Here is a 16308-nt window from a genome sequence, read left to right on the forward strand (position 1 = left end):
TGCCCCGCAGCCGCTGGGCTGCCGTTGGGCGCATCTGCAAGTACACAGACTGCGGCCGGCGCCAGGTGCGCCCAAGCGAGGGAGCATCCATGAGTGAACTGCTGGACAACCGCGTCGCCATCGTCACCGGCGGGGCGCGCGGCGTCGGGTTTTCAATTGCGCAAACGCTCTCCATGCACGGCGCGCACGTGCTGATCGTGGACAACGGCTGCGCCCTCGACGGCAGCCCCGAAGACCCCACCGCCTGCGAGGCTGCGGCGGAACGCTGCAAGGGCGAGGCCATCGCCCGCTCCGTGCTCGAGCCCGGCGTGGCGCAGGAGGCCGTGGACCTGGCCGTGCAGCGCTTCGGCGCCATCGACATCGTCATCAACGCGGCCAGCGTGGTGCGCAACCATGCGCTGGGCGAGGGCAGCGCAGACGACTTTGATGCGGTGCTGGCCAACGGCCTGACCGCCACACAGCGCATGCTGCATGCCGCTGTGCCCGTGATGAAGCGCCAGCGCGAGGCCGGCCGCGTGCCCGGCGCCGTGCTCAATCTGGTGTCGAGCGCCGGCATCTACGGCCGGCGCAACGCCCTTGCACAGAGCACCTGCGCGGCCGCTGTCATGGGCCTGACGCGCGCCGCGGCGCTGGACCTGCGCGCCTCGCGCATCACCTGTAATGCCCTGGTGCCCTTCGTGGGCTCGCGCAGTGACCTGGCCTTTGAACCCGTCAATGACAGTGAGCGCCGCTACAAGACCCAGGCCAGCCGAATCAACCCCAGCTTTGCCGCCAATCTGGCGGCATGGCTTGTGAGCAGCGAGGCCGCCAGCGTGACCGGCCAGTTGTTTGCGGTGCGTGCCCGCGAGATCTTCCTGTTCACCCAGCCGCGCCCGGTGGAGCGCGTGTTCGGCGGCGCCGGCATTCTGGACGCCGACGAGATGAGCGATCTCGTGCTCAACAAGCTGGCTGCCTTCTTCACGCCGCTGGAGACCGACCGCGACGTGTTCAACACCGAGCCGATCCTTTGAGCCGCCTTGCGCATAACAAGAACGAGGAGACCCCATGCGCGCCTACGTCTTTGAACCGCATCCGGTGCCTGCCGTGCCCGTGGAGGGCGGTGGCCTGTTCCCGGTCAACCGCATCTACTGCGTGGGCCGCAACTATGCCGAGCACGCTATCGAGATGGGCCACAGCGGCCGCGAGGCGCCGTTCTTCTTCTGCAAGCCGGCCGATGCCATCGTGGTGGCCGACCCCGAGGCCAAACTGCCCTACGCCCTGGCCACCAGCAACCTGCACTACGAGTGCGAGCTGGTCGTGGCCATCGGCCATGGCGGCACGCACATCAAGCCGGAGCAGGCGCTCTCGCACATCTTCGGCTATGCAGTGGGCCTGGACATGACGCGTCGTGATCTGCAGGGCGAGGCCAAGAAGCAGGGCCGCCCCTGGGACACCGGCAAGGCCTTTGACCATTCGGCGCCCATTGGCCGCATTCATCGGGCCAGCGAGTTGATGACTGCAGGCGCCATCGAACTCGCCGTCAATGGAAGTACCAAGCAGAGCAGTGACGTCAGCAAGATGATCTGGACCGTGGCCGAGATCATTGCGCACTTGTCTGAACTCTTCGTGCTCAAGCAGGGCGATCTCATCTTCACGGGCACGCCTGAGGGCGTCGGACCCGTGGTCAAGGGTGACGTCATGACCGCCCGGGTGCAGGGCCTGTCGCCCATCACCGTACATATCACCTGATTCGACCTGCCTGCCCATGAAGCTCTACAGCTACTTCCGCTCCAGCGCATCGTTTCGTGTACGGATCGCCCTGAACCTCAAGGGCTTGGCTTACGACTACGTGCCTGTGCATCTCGTCAAGGAGGGCGGCGAGCAGCTCAAGCCCGAGTACCTGGCCCGCAACCCGCACGGGCTCATCCCGCTGCTTGAAGACGGCCCGGCCAGCATCACGCAGTCCCTGGCCATCATCGAATACCTGGAAGAAGCGCACCCAGAGCCCGCGCTCCTGCCCAAGGCGCCGGCAGACCGCGCCTATGTCCGCGGCGTCGCGTTGTCAATCGCTTGCGAGATTCACCCGCTGAACAACCTGCGCGTACTGCGCGAGGTCAAGCGTCTGGGCGGCGAAGACGCCAAGAACGACTGGTACCGCCACTGGTGCAAGAACGGCCTGGAACTGCTCGAGAAGCAGCTGGCCAGCGACCCCCGCGTGGGCCACTGCGTATACGGCGACACGCCGACCCTGGCCGATGTCTGCCTCGTGCCGCAGTGGTTCAACGCCCAGCGCTTCGAGACCGATCTCTCCGGCTGCCCGACGCTGGCGCGGATCGTGGCGCACTGCACGGGCCTGAAGGCTTTTGCAGAGGCGGCACCGGCAGCGCAGCCGGATGCGGAGTAGTTCGGCGCAACCCACCACTGAGGAGGATGGTCATGACTCCGGACGATTCGGCAGCTGAGCCTGTAGGCGCAGCCGAGATCACAGCGCAAACGCGCCGCCGTGTTGAGATCCTTCGTTTGCTGCGGGGGCAGGGTCGGCCAGTGCCTCTCTGGATCGAGATATTCACCGCAGCTCTTTTCCTGCTTGTCTTCTGGCTTGCGCTACGTGACGGCCTTTCCCGTGGTCTCACGATTGCAATCGGCTCGATGACTGTCGGGCTCGGTACTTGCCTAATGCATCAGGCGAGGGCGATCAAGCGGCTGGATGCTGCGATCGAACTGCTTCTTGAAATGGACCGCAGGTCCGCGCCGCGCGAATAGCTGACACGCGGCGAGCCAAAATAAATGCATACTGCATCACATTCGGACACGTTGTCTCCGCTTCTGATTCCGCCGAAATCCTTATGCAGCAAGCGGAGAAGCAGCGTGCGGTTCAGGAAATGAATTGATTCCGGACAGCTTCTATCGCTTCTGATACTGCTGCGTCCCAAACAGCGCCTGCTTGGCCTTGTCGTCCATGAGCGGCTTGCGGCGATCGGCGAGCACCTGCACGCCGCGCTGCACGGCCGGGCGGGCTTCGATGGCGTCAAACCAGCGCTTGGCGTTGGGGAAGTCGGCCCAGTCGATGCCCTGATTCGCCGCTGAGCGGCACCACGGGAAGATGGCCATGTCGGCAATCGTGTACTGCTTGCCGGCGACGAACTCGTGTTTGCCGAGCTGCTTGTCCAGCACGCCGTACAGGCGCTTGGCCTCGTTGGTGTAGCGGTCGTAGGCGTATTGGATGCGCTCGGGCGCGTAGATACGGAAGTGATGCGCCTGACCGAGCATGGGGCCGAAGCCGCCGACCTGCCACATCAGCCATTCCATGACCCTGTATTTGCCCGCGGTGTCCTTGGGCAGGAACTGGCCGGTCTTTCCTGCGAGATAGAGCAGGATGGCGCCGCTCTCGAACAGGCTGATCGGTTTGCCGTCCGGCCCGTCGGGGTCGACGATGGCGGGGATCTTGTTGTTCGGGCTGATCTTCAGAAAGGCAGGTGCGAATTGCTCGCCCGCGCCGATATCGATCGGGATCGCCTCGTAGGGCAGGGCGCATTCCTCCAGCATGATGTGGACCTTGTGGCCGTTGGGTGTGGGCCAGCTGTAGCACTGAATGGTCATGGTGAGTTCTCCAGTTCGGTCAACGGTGCGGTGTGCGGGCTCAGCTGCCGCGCGTGATCGGCACGGCGCGCAGGTCTTCGGGCAGCTTCAGGTGGCGGGCGATCTCCCACTTGGCAATGGCGTTGCGGTGCACCTCGTCCGGGCCGTCGGCCAGGCGCAGGGTACGGCTGCTGGCATACAGGTAGGCCAGCGGGTAGTCATCCGACACGCCGCCGCCACCAAAGGCCTGGATGGCCATGTCCACCACCTTGCAGGCCACATTCGGTGCCACGACCTTGATCATCGCAATCTCGGTCTTGGCCACCTTGTTGCCCACGGTGTCCATCATCCAGGCGGCCTTGAGGGTGAGCAGGCGGGCCTGGTCGATCATGCAGCGTGCCTCGGCAATACGCTCGTGCCAGATGCTCTGGTTGGCGATCGGCTTGCCGAAGGCGACGCGGCTGCTCAAGCGCTGGCACATGAGTTCGAGTGCACGCTCGGCCACGCCGATCAGCCGCATGCAGTGGTGGATGCGGCCCGGCCCCAGGCGGCCCTGGGCAATCTCGAAGCCACGACCTTCACCGAGCAGGATGTTGTCCACCGGGACCCGCACGTTCTTGAACAGAATCTCGCAGTGTCCGTGCGGCGCATCGTCATAGCCGAACACGTTCAGCGGGCGCTTGACGGTGATGCCCGGCGTGTCCGCGGGCACCACGATCATGCTCTGCTGCTCGTGCTTGCCGGCATCCGGGTTGGTCTTGCCCATGAAGATATAGACCTTGCACCGCGGATCGCCCGCGCCGCTGATCCACCACTTGTGGCCGTTGATGAGGTAATGGTCACCCTCGCGTTCGATGCGGCTTTCGATGTTCGTGGCGTCGCTGGAGGCCACGGCCGGCTCGGTCATGGCAAAGGCGCTGCGGAAGTCGCCATTGAGTAGGGGGTCCAGCCACTGGCGCTTGAGATGCTCGGCGGCGTAGCGCTCCAGGGTTTCCATATTGCCGGTGTCCGGCGCGCTGCAGTTGAAGACCTCGGGCGCCCAGGTCACGCGGCCCATGATCTCGCATAGCGGCGCGTAGTCCAGATTGGACAGGCCCTCGGGCACCCGCTCGCTCTTGGGCAGGAAGAGGTTCCACAGGCCGGCGGCGCGTGCCTTGGGTTTGAGCTCCTCAATGAGCTTGGTGGGCACCCAGGCGTTGCCGGCGGCGCGGTTGGCCTCGACTTCCTCGTGGAAGCGCTTTTCGTTGGGGTAGATGTGCTCGTCCATGAACGCGAGCAGCTTTTCGCGCAGCGCCTGGCAGCGCGGGGAGTAGTCGAATTGCATTGCGCCTGTCTCCGGGATCGGGTCTTCTTGAGCGGCAGAGCGTAGCGGGATTCACCACAGAAGCGAACGATCGTTCGTGATAACTTGCCCGGTCAGTCGAGCGAACCACAGCTTGCACAAGATCGAGGAGACAGAGCATGCGCGCAGTCATCTGCAGTCAATGGGGCGGCCCGGAGCTGCTGGAGGTCAAGGACGTGCCGGACCCGGTGGCGGGTGCGGGCGAGGTGCTCATCGACATCCAGGCCGCCGGGGTGAATTTCCCGGACGTGCTCATCATCCAGAAGAAGTACCAGATGCAGCCACCGCTGCCCTTCACGCCGGGCGCGGAGATTGCCGGCGTGGTGCGCGCCGTGGGCGAGGGCGTGAGCCATGTGAAGCCGGGCGACTCGGTCATTGCCTTCGCCGGCTTGGGCGGCTTTGCCCAGGCCGTGAGCGTGAAGGCCGAACTGGTCATGCCCATGCCGCCCGGCGTGCCCTTTGAGCTGGCCGCCGCGTTCAGCCTGGCCTATGGCACCAGCTGGCACGCCGTCCGCGACCGCGCGGCGCTCAAGGCCGGCGAAACCATGCTTGTGCTCGGCGCGGCCGGCGGCGTGGGCCTGGCGGCCGTGGAGATCGGCAAGGCCATTGGCGCGCGCGTGATCGCCTGCGCCGGCAGCGACGAGAAGCTGGCCGTGTGCCGCCAGCATGGCGCGGACGAGACCATCAATTACGACAGCGAAGACCTGCGCGAACGAATCAAGGCCCTCACAGGTGGCAAGGGCCCGGACGTGATCTATGACGCCGTGGGCGGCAAGTACGCCGAGCCCGCATTCCGCTCGATGGCCTGGCGTGGCCGCTATCTGGTGGTGGGTTTTGCGGCCGGCGACATTCCCAACCTGCCGCTGAACCTCCCCCTGCTCAAGGGCGCGAGCCTGGTGGGCGTGTTCTGGGGCGAATTCGCCAAGCGAGAGCCCAAGGCGAACCTGGCCGGCATGATGGAAATGATGGGCTGGATGCGCGAGGGCAAGCTCAAGCCCCTGATTTCAAAGACCTATTCCCTGGATGAAGCACCCCAAGCGCTGGCCGACATGGCCGCCCGGAAGGTGGTGGGCAAGATCGTGATCAAGCCCTGAGGGTTGATCCGGCCTGCGCTGCCCTGTCAGCGCACGCGCCGGTACCGGCTCTTAATCAGCGCGCCGAACACCTCGGTGCCCAAGTGCTCGAACTTGAGCATCTCGTCCAGCCCGCTAAACAGCGGGCTGCCGCCGCCCAGCAATACGGGCACGCGGCTCAGGGTCAGCTCATCAATCAGATCTGCGCGCAGGAAGCTGGTGATGAGCTTGCCGCCGTCGATATAGAGCGAGTGGTGGCCACGGGCGTGGGCTGCCGCCACGATCTCTGCCGGGGTGCCAGAAAGGAAGTGCACTTCGCCCGTCATCCTGGGCGGCGCGCTGCGGTGGCGGCTGGAGACCACGTAGCAGGGCTTTTCATAGGGCCAGGCGTCAAAGCCGAGCACGACCTCGTAGGTCCCGCTGCCCATCACCACGGCATCGATGCCGGCCATGAAGTCGGCGTAGCCGTAGTCGCTGCCGGTCGGATTCGGTACATCGAACAGCCACTGCAGGCTGCCGTGCCGGTCGGCGATGTAGTTGTCCAGGCTGGTGGCGATGTAGACGTGATTGGGCATGGCGCAATGGCGTGGCGGTGGGGCCGGCGAATACGGCAGTCTGCGGCTGGGCTCCTGTCAGAAGCTGTCAGCAGACCAGCAGCTTGCTAAGTACTCCTGTCCCCAGGGATCGGGGGCGAGGGAACTTCTAGAAACCTACTGCGCGGCCCAATTTGCGTGCTCCAGAATGCACGCACACGCGTCGCCCTACTACTCGTACTGTCTGCGCTCCAACGCGCGCCTTGCAAGGTGGGGGTGAGGCTTGCAAGCCTCACCTCTTCGCACGTCGGGGCGCATGCGCCTCGAAACGCCGTGCTCTGCCTGCCGACCTCTCATACGCAACTCGGCCCGCTCGCGGCAGCTTCTAGATGCTCCCGTGGGCGTTCCCGCCTGTCTGGTGCGGCTCTTCAGGCATTTTGGTCTGAAGAAGCGCATGAATGCTCGATGTCGATTCAGCGAGCTATCACGCTACATCGCGCGCTGTAGAGGCGACGCGCCCACAAGTTCCCGTTGCTGAGGCTGGCTATGCGCATTTGAGCCCCGCGTTTCTGCAGTTCGTCGCAGTTGCGCTGAAACGGTCATCTGCACTCCGTAGAGTTCAGCCTGCTGCAGAGCTGGCGCAATTGCCAGACTGCGTCCATAACGAATTCATCCGCGGGGAGCATCATGAAACTGCGTCGTCCTCTCTTCAAACCCATGGTCGTGGTTCTGGCCATTGCCCTGAGTGTCGGTCTGGCGGGGTGCAACAAGGGCGGCGGCGATGCTGCAGCCACGCCCAAGGAAGACAAGGCGCTGCGCTTCACGGCCCAGGAAGTCACCCAGCCCAAGCTGATGGTGCTGCCCGAGCTGGTGGAATTCAGCGGCCCGCTGTCCGCGGTACACAGCGCAACAGTGCGCAGCAAGGCAGCCGCGGCGCTGGTGAGCCTGGATGTGGCCGAGGGGCAGCGCGTCCGTGCCGGGCAGCAGCTGGGCCGACTGGACCTGGCGGATGCCCTGTCCCGCGTGGATGATCGACAGGCCAACCTGGCTTCGGCCCGCGCCCAGCTGGCCAACGCCGAGCGCACCCACGCCAATAACGAGCGTCTGGCCTCGCAGAACTTCATCAGCTCCACGGCGCTGGAGGCCAGCAAGTCCTCGCTGGAGAGCGCGCGCGCCGCGGTCCGTTCAGCCGAGGCCCTGCTGACCGGCAGCAAGGTGCAGCTGCGTGATGCGGCTCTGACCGCGCCGATCGACGGCATCGTGAGCAAGCGGCATGTGGTTGCGGGCGAGAAGCTCGCGTTCGATCAGCCGGTGGTCACCATCGTCGATCTGCGCGTGCTGGAGATTGCCGGCGCAGTCGGTACGCACGAAGTCTCGCGCCTGAAGGTGGGCATGCCAGTGTCGGTGAAGGTGGAAGGCATCGACAAGCCGCTGGACGCCAAGATCAGCCGCATCGCGCCGGCAGCGGAAAGCGGCACGCGCTCCATCGGCGTGTTCGTGCGCCTGGAGAACCCCAGCGAGACGCTGAAGGCCGGGCAGTTCTCGGTGGCGTCGGTCAACGTGGCGGACACGCCGCCGACCATGACGATCCCCACCGTGGCCGTGTTCACGCTCAGCGGGCAGGACTACGTGTGGACTGTGGAAAACAGCAAGCTCACGCGCCGCATCGTGACCACCGGCCGCAAGGATGCCGCCAGCGGCCGCGTGGAAGTGCTCTCCGGTCTGCCCAAGGAAGCCACCATACTGGCCCAGCGCTTTGACGGCCTGAAGGAAGGCAGTGAAGTGGCGGTGCTCAAGCCGGGCGCGAGTGTGGGTGACAAGGCTCCGGTTCCAGCGGTCGCATCACCGGCGCCAGCCGCGGCGACAGACAAGAAGAGCTGATCGGAGCGCCACGATGGTCATCACCAAAGTCAGCATCCAGAACCCCGTCTTTGCCACCATGATGATGGTGGCGCTGATGGTGCTGGGCCTGTTTGCCTACCAGCGTCTGCCGGTGGAGCAGATGCCCGACGTGTCGCCACCCGGTGCCTACATCGAGACCCGCTACCCCGGCGCATCGCCCGAGGCTGTGATGCAGGAAGTCACCCGCCCGATCGAGGAGGCGGTGAACGGCATCGCGGGCGTCAAGCGCATCATGTCCAACAGCTGGGAAGGGCAGAGCGGCGTCAATGTCGAGTTCACCTTGAACACCGACATGAACCGCGCGGTGCAGGAGATCCGCGACCGCGTAGCCGGCGTGGCGAGTGGCTTCAACCGCGATGTGAAGGCGCCCACCGTCTGGCGCTGGAACAACGACAACTCCTCGCCGATCACGGTGCTCAACCTCAAGAGCGCAGACCGCGGCATCCGCGAACTCTCGATGATCGCGGACCAGACTGTGGTCAAGCGCCTGCAGCGCGTCGGCGGCGTGGCCCGAGTGGACGCCTGGGGCCTGGCCTCGCGCCAGGTGGTGGTGCAGTTGGACCCGGTGCGCCTGAAGAGCTACGGCATTACGCCGGCGCAGGTGAGCGAGGCGCTGCGTGCTGCCAATGCGGACTTTCCGGTGGGTCTGCTGACCAACGCCACGGGCGAGGCGATCGTGCGCGTCGAGGGCAAGACCCGCGACCCCAAGGCGCTGGCGGACATTCCGGTCATGCGCAACGCCAACATGACCCTGACCCTGGGCGACATCGGCCGCGTCGTGGAGACCGAGCGTGAGCAGATGTCGATGAGCCGCATCGACGGCAAGCCCGCCGTCACGGTCAACATCTTCAAGATGCAGGACGCCAACATCGTCGAGACTGGCGAGGGCGTGAAGGAAGCCGTGGCCGAGCTCAAGAAGGCGCTGCCGCCGGGTATCGAACTCGAAGTGCTCTATGCCAACAGCGACTGGGTCAAGGACTCGCTCAACGGCGTGAAGCGCACGCTGATCGAAGGTGCCCTGCTCACCGTGGCGATCGTCTTCCTGTTCCTGAAGAGCTGGCGCAGCACCATCATCACGGGGCTCACGCTGCCGGTGTCGGTCATGGCGTCCTTCATCGCGGTCTATGCCTGCGGCTTCTCGCTGAACTTCATGACCATGATGGCGCTGTCCTTGTGCATCGGCCTGCTGATCGATGATGCGATCGTGGTGCGAGAGAACATTGTGCGGCACATCCATCTCGGCAAGGACCACCATACGGCCTCCCTCGAAGGCACACAGGAAATCGGTCTGGCCGTGATGGCCACCACCTTTGCGATCTGCGCGGTGTTCGTACCGATCGCCTTCATGAGCGGCATCATCGGCAAGTTCTTCTTCCCCTTCGGCATCACGGTGGCCGTGGCGGTGCTGGTGAGCCTGTTTGTCAGCTTCACGCTTGACCCGATGCTCTCGGCCGTCTGGAAGGACCCGCCGAGCAACCGCGTGGAGCACATGCCTGTCATCGGCCACATGCTGCGCGCCACGGACCGCGCCATGGATGCCCTGCACCGCTGGTACGGCGGGTTGATCGAGTGGATCTTCTCGCGCAAGCGCTTCGTGCCGCACATTCCCTTCTGGCTGCCCAAGCGCGGCTACCTGCGCGTGCTGGGCGTTCCCGTGTGGGCTCGCCCGGTGGTTGATGGAGTGAAGGATGCTTCACAGCCGCGGCGCCTTCGTCTTGCCACGATCACGCCGCGCGGCGTGATCCTGTGGATCGGTGCCATGAGCCTGGTGGGCGCCTTCATGCTTGCGCCGGTGGTGGGCACGGAGTTCATTCCGCAGACTGACCAGGGTTTCACCAACATCAACATCCGCATGCCGGTGGGCACGAGTCTGGAGCGTGCCAATCAGAAGGTCCAGCAGCTTGAGGAGATCGTGCGTCAGGTGCCCGAGATCCAGAGCATGAGCACCTACGTGGGCACGGATACCGGCCGCAACAGCGCCAACATCAACATCAAGCTGAAGGATCGAAAGGACCGCAAGCGGACGCAGAACGAGGTCGAGGCCGACATCCGCAAGCGCCTGTCTGTCATTCCGGGTACCGAGCTGTCGGTGGGCTGGAACCGGCCGATCTATGTCGGTGTGCTCGGCCCTGATCAGGCGGTGATCGACCAGCTGACCATCGCGCTGTCCGAGCGGATCAAGAAGATTCCGGGCATCACCGATCTGGAAACCAGCGTGAAGCCCGGCATCCCCGCCTATGCGGTGCGCGTGAAGCCGGATGCAGCGCGCGAGCTGAACCTCACACCCTCGCAGATCGCCAGCAGCCTGCGCGCCTTCGTGCAGGGTGATGTGGCCACCTACTGGACCACATCGAGCGGCGAGAACGTCGAAGTGCAGCTGCGTTTGCCCAAGGACAGCCGCGAGAACATCTCGCAGCTTTCCGAGCTGCCGATCATGTACGCCAAGGACGGCACGGCCATCACCCTGTCGCGTGTGGCCGATGTGGTGCCCGTCAAGAATCCTGAAGTCATCAAGCGGCAGGATCTGCAACTGCGCCAGGGCATCTACGCCGGAGTGGAAGGCCGCCCGGGCGGCGACGTGGGCCGCGATGTGCAGAAGGTCGTGGATGCCTTCGAGTTGCCGCCGGGCTACCGCTATGACGTGGGCGGTCAGACGCGTGAGCAGAACGAGGCGTTCATGGGCATGCTGCAGGCCCTCGGCCTGGCGGTGATCTTCATCTACATCGTGCTGGCCAGCCAGTTCGGCAGCTTCATCCAGCCGATCGCGATCATGGCCTCGCTGCCGCTGTCGCTCATCGGCGTGATGATTGCGCTGCTGGTCACCGGCTCCACGCTGAACGTGTTCTCGATGATCGGTCTGGTGATGCTCATGGGGCTCGTGACCAAGAACGCCATCCTGCTGGTTGACTTTGCCAACCACGCGCGCAAGGCCGGCGCCGACATGAAGCAAGCGCTGCTCTCTGCCGGCCAGATCCGCATGCGGCCGATCATGATGACCACTGCCGCCATGGTGTTCGGCATGCTGCCGCTGGCCATGGCGCTGAACGAGGGTGGCGAGATCCAGAGCTCGATGGGCCGCGCCATCATCGGCGGGGTGATCACCTCCACGCTGCTCACGCTGGTCGTGGTACCGGTGATCTACAGCTATCTGGTGCGTGAGAAGAAGCCGGCCGCAACGCCTGCGGAAGACGCGATACCCGAAGCCGAGCCCGCCGCAGCCGAGTAGTACGTCGGATGAGGCTGTAGCCCGGACCTGAAGGGCTGGATGTCCGTTTCATGCGCTTCTTCAGGGCAAAGTGCCTGAAGAAGCGCACCAGGCAAGCGGAAAGGTGGTTTAGGGGGCTCGCGCTGGCAGGCGCTCGTGGAGCCTCGCGCTTTCAAGCGCTCGTCGTTACGCCGGGGTCAAGCGGTGCTTGACCTCAGCCGGCTCCACCTTCGTCCGGCGAGACGCAGTGTGTCTCGAAACCCCTGCCTCAGCACCAGACAAGCGGAGAGCCGTTTCGGGTAGCGTCCAAAAGCAACAAGGGCCGCAGATGCGGCCCTTGTTGTTTCTCGTTGTTGTTGTGCGGCCATTCACCGCGCGGCGAGCATGCCGCTTGGAGCTCGCTAGCTGCGAACAGTGCGCAGGCAATGTCCGCAGTCCCGCTCACTCCTTGAAGTCGCCGCCGAAGACCATCTGGAACTTGGCCGGTTCGATGTACTTGCGCAGCGCGGCGTTCACCTGATCGAGCGTGACCTTGGCGATCTGCTCGTCAATGCGCTGAGTCAAGCGGAAGTCTCGGCCAAGGCGCAGCTGGCTGGTCAGTCCTCCGGCGATCGCCTGGTCCTGCGCGCGGTTCAGGCGGCGGTCATTGAGGATGCCTTCCTGGGCCTGCTTCAGCTCGGTCGCTGTGAAGCCGTCCTTCAGTGCGCGCGCCACTTCCTCGCGGAACGCGGCTTCGATCTTGGGGCGGTTCTGGGGCGCGAAGATGGCCATGGCGCTCCAGGTGGAGTTGGGTTCGTGGTTGTTCCACTGCACCCAGCTGCCCGTGCCATAGGACAGGCCGTCCTTCTCGCGGATGCGCACCCACAGGCGGGAGTTGCCGCTGCCGCCCAGCAGGTAATTGGCCACAAGCAGCGGTACGTAGTCGGCGTCGTTGTCGGTCAGCGGCAGTTGCAGCTCCACCTGCATGTAGGCGTTCTGCTTGTCCGGTGTGCGAAGCAGTTCGCGGACAGCGGGGACGGCGACAAAGGGATTGGGTACACGGGTATAGGTCACCGGGCTCTTCCAGTTGCCGAAGCCTGCTTCCAGCGCCTTGCGCACAGCCGCGACGTCGGCGTCGCCGGAGATGCCGACCTGGCCGTTGTTGGCGCCGTAAAAGCGCTGGTGGAAGGCGCGCACGTCTTCGATCTTCACGGCTCGGATGTCCGCTTCCACTTCATCGAAAGTGCGGCCGTGGCGCACGTCGCCCTTCTTGTAGGGATTGCCGTGGCGGGCGATGAAGTTCTCTACAACGCCTTCAGGGTCCTTGCGGGCCTGCTCGAGCCCTGCAAGCGAGATCCGGCGCCACTCTTCCAGCGCATCGGCCGGGAAGCTGGGCGTGCGCAGCACTTCGGAGGCCAGCGCGATCACTTCCGGCAGGTTCTGGCGCGTGGTGGTGAAGTTCGCGCCTGCGCGAGTGGCTGAGCCGAAGAAGTTCACCTGGCTCTTGAGCTGGTCGAAGCGGTCCTGCACCTGCTGACGAGTCTTGCTCGTGGTGCCCTTGTCGAGCAGGAAGCCGGTGGCAGCTCCGACCTCGAACAGGCCGAAGGCCGCCTTTTCGTCGGAAAAGTCCATGCTGATGACACCGTGAACCACATTGCCGCGCGTGCCCTTGGGGATGATGGCAACCTTCATGCCATTGGGCAGCTCAAAGCGCTGCATGCGCGCCTGCAGGTTGGCCGGCGTGGGGTCGAAGGCTTCGGCCTGGGCCAGCGCTGCGTCACCCTTGTAGCCGGCCACCATCGGCGCCACATCTACGAAGGCGGGCGCAGGGGCACGCACCGGCTTTTCGGTGGGTAGGTACACGCCGATGGTGCGGTTGTCCGGCAGCAGGTAGCTGGTGGCTACGCGCTGTACGTCGGCCAGCGTGGTCTTGCGCACGCGGTCGCGGTTCAGGAAATACAGGCGCCAGTCGCCCAGGGCGATGGCGGTGGACAGGGCGATGCCGACGCGCTCGGGGTCGGTGAAGCTCAGATCCCACTGCTTCAGCCAGGTGGTGCGGGCGCGGTTCAGTTCTTCTTCCGTGAAGGGGCGGGCGGCAATGCCGTCGAGCACACCCAGCATCGCGCTGCGAGCCTTTTCAAGATCCTGCCCCGGGGCAAGCTGTGCCCCGTACAGGGTGAGGGTGGGGTGCGCCCAATCAAAGCCGAAGGCAAAGGTCTGCGCGGCCAGCTGGCCGTCCACCAGTGCCTTGTGCAGGCGACCGGAAGGGGTGTCGCCCAGCATGAGGTTGATCATCGACACGGCCGCAAAGTCCGGGTGCGAAGCAGCGGGTACGTGGTAGGCCGCCATCAGCACCTGTGAGCCGCCGATGCGCCGCACGGTCACGCTGCGTTCGCCGTCCTGCGCCGGGTCGATCGTGTAGAGCTTGGGCAGCGCACGCTTGGGTTTTGCGATCTTGCCGAAGTACTGGTTCACCCAGCCGAGCACCTGCTGCGGGTTGAACTTGCCGCTGACGATCAGCGTGGCGTTGTCCGGCTGGTAGTACAGCCGGTAGAAGGCCTGCAGGCGCTCGATGTTGACGTTTTCCACGTCCGCCCGGGCGCCGATGGTGGTCTTGCCGTAGTTGTGCCACTGGTAGGCCGTGGACATCATGCGTTCAATCAGCACGCGGAAGGGGTTGTTCTCACCCATCTCCATCTCGTTGCGGACCACGGTCATCTCGCTGTCGAGGTCCTTGCGGGCGATGAAGCTGTTGACCATGGCATCGGCCTGCCAGGAGAGGTACCAGCGCAGGTTGTCCTCGTTGTAGGCGAAGCTGGCGAAGTAGTTGGTCCGGTCCGTCCAGGTGGTGCCGTTGGCGCGGAAGCCGCGCTTGTCGAACTCGGCCCAGACGTTCGGGTTGGTCGGTGTGCCCTTGAAGATCAGGTGCTCCAGCAGGTGCGCCATGCCGGTTTCGCCGTAGTTCTCGTGCTTGCTGCCCACGCGGTAGGTCACGTTCACGGTGACGGTGGGCTTGGAGTTATCCGGGATGAGCAGGACCTGCAGTCCGTTGGGGAGGCGGTACTCGGTGATGCCTTCGACGGAGGTGACGGGCTTGAGTGCGGCGGCCGGCGTTCGGGCTGCGGGTGCGGCGGCAGGTGCTGAAGCAGCCTTGGCTGTGGGCGCGCTGGTTTGCGCATGCAGCGGCAGCAGGGGCGCGGCAAGCGCCGTCAGTGCCGTGGCGAGGAGCATCGTTCTGAGCATGGTGTCTCCGGGTTACGGGGCGTGTGGTCAGACGGGCGGTCGGCGCAGAGCACAGGTTCGAGCACCTGCCCCCGACCGGCATCGGACCGCGCCGTGCTGCGCCGGTTCCCGGAACAGGAGCACAGCCCAAATCCGCCGCCATGACGCGGCGAGTGTATGCAGACGCCGCGGCTGCATCGACCGTCATGTGCATGAATGGCGGATCCAATGCCATGAATGCAGGCGCGAAGCCGGGCAGGGAGCGGCAGATTACGACGTGTCTGGCGCGGCGTTACTTGGATAAATCGCGCATCGCTCGTTCTAGCCCGTCCAGGGTGACGGGGTACATCTTCCCACCCACAAGCTGCTGCAGGATGCTGATGCTCTGCCGGTATTGCCAGATGCCCTCCGGCTCGGGGTTGAGCCAGGCGTGCTTCGGGTAGGTCTTGACGAAGCGGCGCACCCACTCGGCACCGGGTTCATCGTTGTTGTATTCCACACTGCCGCCGGCCTGCAGGATCTCGTAGGGGCTCATGGTGGCATCGCCCACGATGATGAGCTTGTAGTCGGGCGGGTACTTGCGCAGCACATCGAGGGTGGAGAAACGCTCGGCGCTGCGTCGGCGGTTGCTCTTCCAGAGGTGGTCGTAGATGCAGTTGTGGAAGTAGTAGTGCTCGAAGTGCTTGAACTCGCTCTTGGCCGCGGAGAACAGCTCTTCCACACGACCGATGTGGTCGTCCATGGTGCCGCCCACGTCCAGCAGCATGAGCACCTTGACGGTGTTGTGCCGCTCCGGGCGCATGCGGATGTCCAGCCAACCGGCGTTCTTCGCGGTCGAGCTGATGGTGCCGTCCATGTCCAGCTCGTCATGCGCGCCCTCGCGGGCAAAGCGGCGCAGGCGACGCAGCGCCACCTTGATGTTGCGCGTGCCCAGCTCGACGCTGTCGTCATAGTCGCGAAAGCTGCGCATGTCCCAGACCTTGACGGCGCTGCGCGAACCTTTCGGACCCCCACCAACCTTGATGCCCTGCGGATTGCTGCCACTGTTGCCGAAGGGCGAGGTCCCGCCTGTGCCGATCCAGCGGCTGCCGCCCTCGTGGCGCTCCTTCTGCTCCTCAAGGCGCTTCTTGAAGGTGTCGATCAGCTCGCTCCAGCTCATCTTCTGCAGCGCTGCGCGTTCTTCCTCGGAGAGCTCCTTGAGCGCCTTGGCGATCAGCCACTCGAGTGGAATCTCCTTGTCCTGCTCGAACAGGCCGGAAACATGCTTGAAGAAGCTGCCGAACGCACGGTCGAACTTGTCGAACTGGCTCTCGTCCTTCACCAGGCTCATGCGCGCCAGGTAATAGAACTCGTCCAGCGAGGGCTGGATGACATCGGCCTTCATGGCGTCGAGCAGCAGCAGGTACTCCTTGACGGAGACCTTCACGCCGCTGCCCTTGAGGTGATAGAAGAAGTTGACGAGCATGATGTTCGAGTATCGATCCGACGGGCGGC

General features: G+C 64.7%; 12 protein-coding genes. 7 read left to right on the forward strand and 5 right to left on the reverse strand.

Annotation, left to right across the window (positions count from 1 at the left end; all coding sequences use genetic code 11):
• The first annotated feature begins 89 nt into the window (after positions 1 to 89).
• From ACMDW7_RS06900 to ACMDW7_RS06915, 4 genes are read left to right on the forward strand one after another with little or no spacing between them, the layout of a single operon-like run.
• A complete protein-coding gene (locus ACMDW7_RS06900; RefSeq protein WP_377302079.1) occupies positions 90 to 1010 on the forward strand; it encodes an SDR family NAD(P)-dependent oxidoreductase in 921 nt (306 codons plus the stop codon).
• Between the two features lie 34 nt (positions 1011 to 1044).
• Positions 1045 to 1728: a fumarylacetoacetate hydrolase family protein gene (locus tag ACMDW7_RS06905; protein WP_377302078.1), complete on the forward strand. Its 684-nt coding sequence runs from the start codon at positions 1045 to 1047 to the stop codon at positions 1726 to 1728.
• A gap of 16 nt (positions 1729 to 1744) precedes the next feature.
• The gene (gene maiA / locus ACMDW7_RS06910) at positions 1745 to 2383 is read left to right on the forward strand and encodes a maleylacetoacetate isomerase (protein ID WP_377302076.1); all 639 of its coding nucleotides are present in this window, start codon (positions 1745 to 1747) and stop codon (positions 2381 to 2383) included.
• A 32-nt stretch (positions 2384 to 2415) separates the two neighbouring features.
• A complete protein-coding gene (locus ACMDW7_RS06915; RefSeq protein ID WP_377302074.1) occupies positions 2416 to 2742 on the forward strand; it encodes a hypothetical protein in 327 nt (108 codons plus the stop codon).
• A gap of 141 nt (positions 2743 to 2883) precedes the next feature.
• Here the strand turns inward: ACMDW7_RS06915 and ACMDW7_RS06920 are convergent, their stop codons facing one another.
• The gene (locus ACMDW7_RS06920) at positions 2884 to 3579 is read right to left on the reverse strand and encodes a glutathione binding-like protein (protein ID WP_377302072.1); all 696 of its coding nucleotides are present in this window, start codon (positions 3577 to 3579) and stop codon (positions 2884 to 2886) included.
• A gap of 40 nt (positions 3580 to 3619) precedes the next feature.
• Positions 3620 to 4882 carry an acyl-CoA dehydrogenase family protein gene (locus ACMDW7_RS06925; RefSeq protein ID WP_377302070.1) on the reverse strand — a complete coding sequence of 421 codons (1263 nt, stop codon included), beginning with the start codon at positions 4880 to 4882 and terminating at the stop codon, positions 3620 to 3622.
• Positions 4883 to 5019: 137 nt separating this feature from the next.
• Here ACMDW7_RS06925 and ACMDW7_RS06930 point away from each other — a divergent pair, with 137 nt between their 5' ends.
• A complete protein-coding gene (locus ACMDW7_RS06930) occupies positions 5020 to 5994 on the forward strand; it encodes an NADPH:quinone oxidoreductase family protein (RefSeq protein ID WP_377302068.1) in 975 nt (324 codons plus the stop codon).
• Between the two features lie 26 nt (positions 5995 to 6020).
• Here the strand turns inward: ACMDW7_RS06930 and ACMDW7_RS06935 are convergent, their stop codons facing one another.
• Positions 6021 to 6548, reverse strand: coding sequence for a dihydrofolate reductase family protein (locus ACMDW7_RS06935; protein ID WP_377302066.1), 528 nt, complete (start codon positions 6546 to 6548; stop codon positions 6021 to 6023).
• Positions 6549 to 7193: 645 nt separating this feature from the next.
• On the opposite strand from ACMDW7_RS06935, the gene ACMDW7_RS06940 reads away from it, so the two are divergent.
• Together ACMDW7_RS06940 and ACMDW7_RS06945 are read left to right on the forward strand one after the other, a co-directional pair.
• On the forward strand, positions 7194 to 8387 hold the full coding sequence (locus ACMDW7_RS06940; RefSeq protein ID WP_377302064.1) for an efflux RND transporter periplasmic adaptor subunit: 1194 nt from the start codon (positions 7194 to 7196) through the stop codon (positions 8385 to 8387).
• A 13-nt stretch (positions 8388 to 8400) separates the two neighbouring features.
• Positions 8401 to 11634: an efflux RND transporter permease subunit gene (locus ACMDW7_RS06945; protein WP_377302062.1), complete on the forward strand. Its 3234-nt coding sequence runs from the start codon at positions 8401 to 8403 to the stop codon at positions 11632 to 11634.
• 420 nt (positions 11635 to 12054) lie between these two features.
• Here ACMDW7_RS06945 and ACMDW7_RS06950 read toward each other — a convergent pair whose 3' ends face one another.
• The gene (locus ACMDW7_RS06950; protein ID WP_377302060.1) at positions 12055 to 14835 is read right to left on the reverse strand and encodes a M16 family metallopeptidase; all 2781 of its coding nucleotides are present in this window, start codon (positions 14833 to 14835) and stop codon (positions 12055 to 12057) included.
• Between the two features lie 271 nt (positions 14836 to 15106).
• Positions 15107 to 16279: a vWA domain-containing protein gene (locus ACMDW7_RS06955; RefSeq protein WP_377302058.1), complete on the reverse strand. Its 1173-nt coding sequence runs from the start codon at positions 16277 to 16279 to the stop codon at positions 15107 to 15109.
• Between the last annotated feature and the right edge of the window lie 29 nt (positions 16280 to 16308).

The organism is Piscinibacterium candidicorallinum (assembly GCF_047549485.1).
In the GTDB taxonomy this organism is placed as follows: Bacteria; Pseudomonadota; Gammaproteobacteria; order Burkholderiales; family Burkholderiaceae_C; genus Piscinibacterium; species Piscinibacterium candidicorallinum.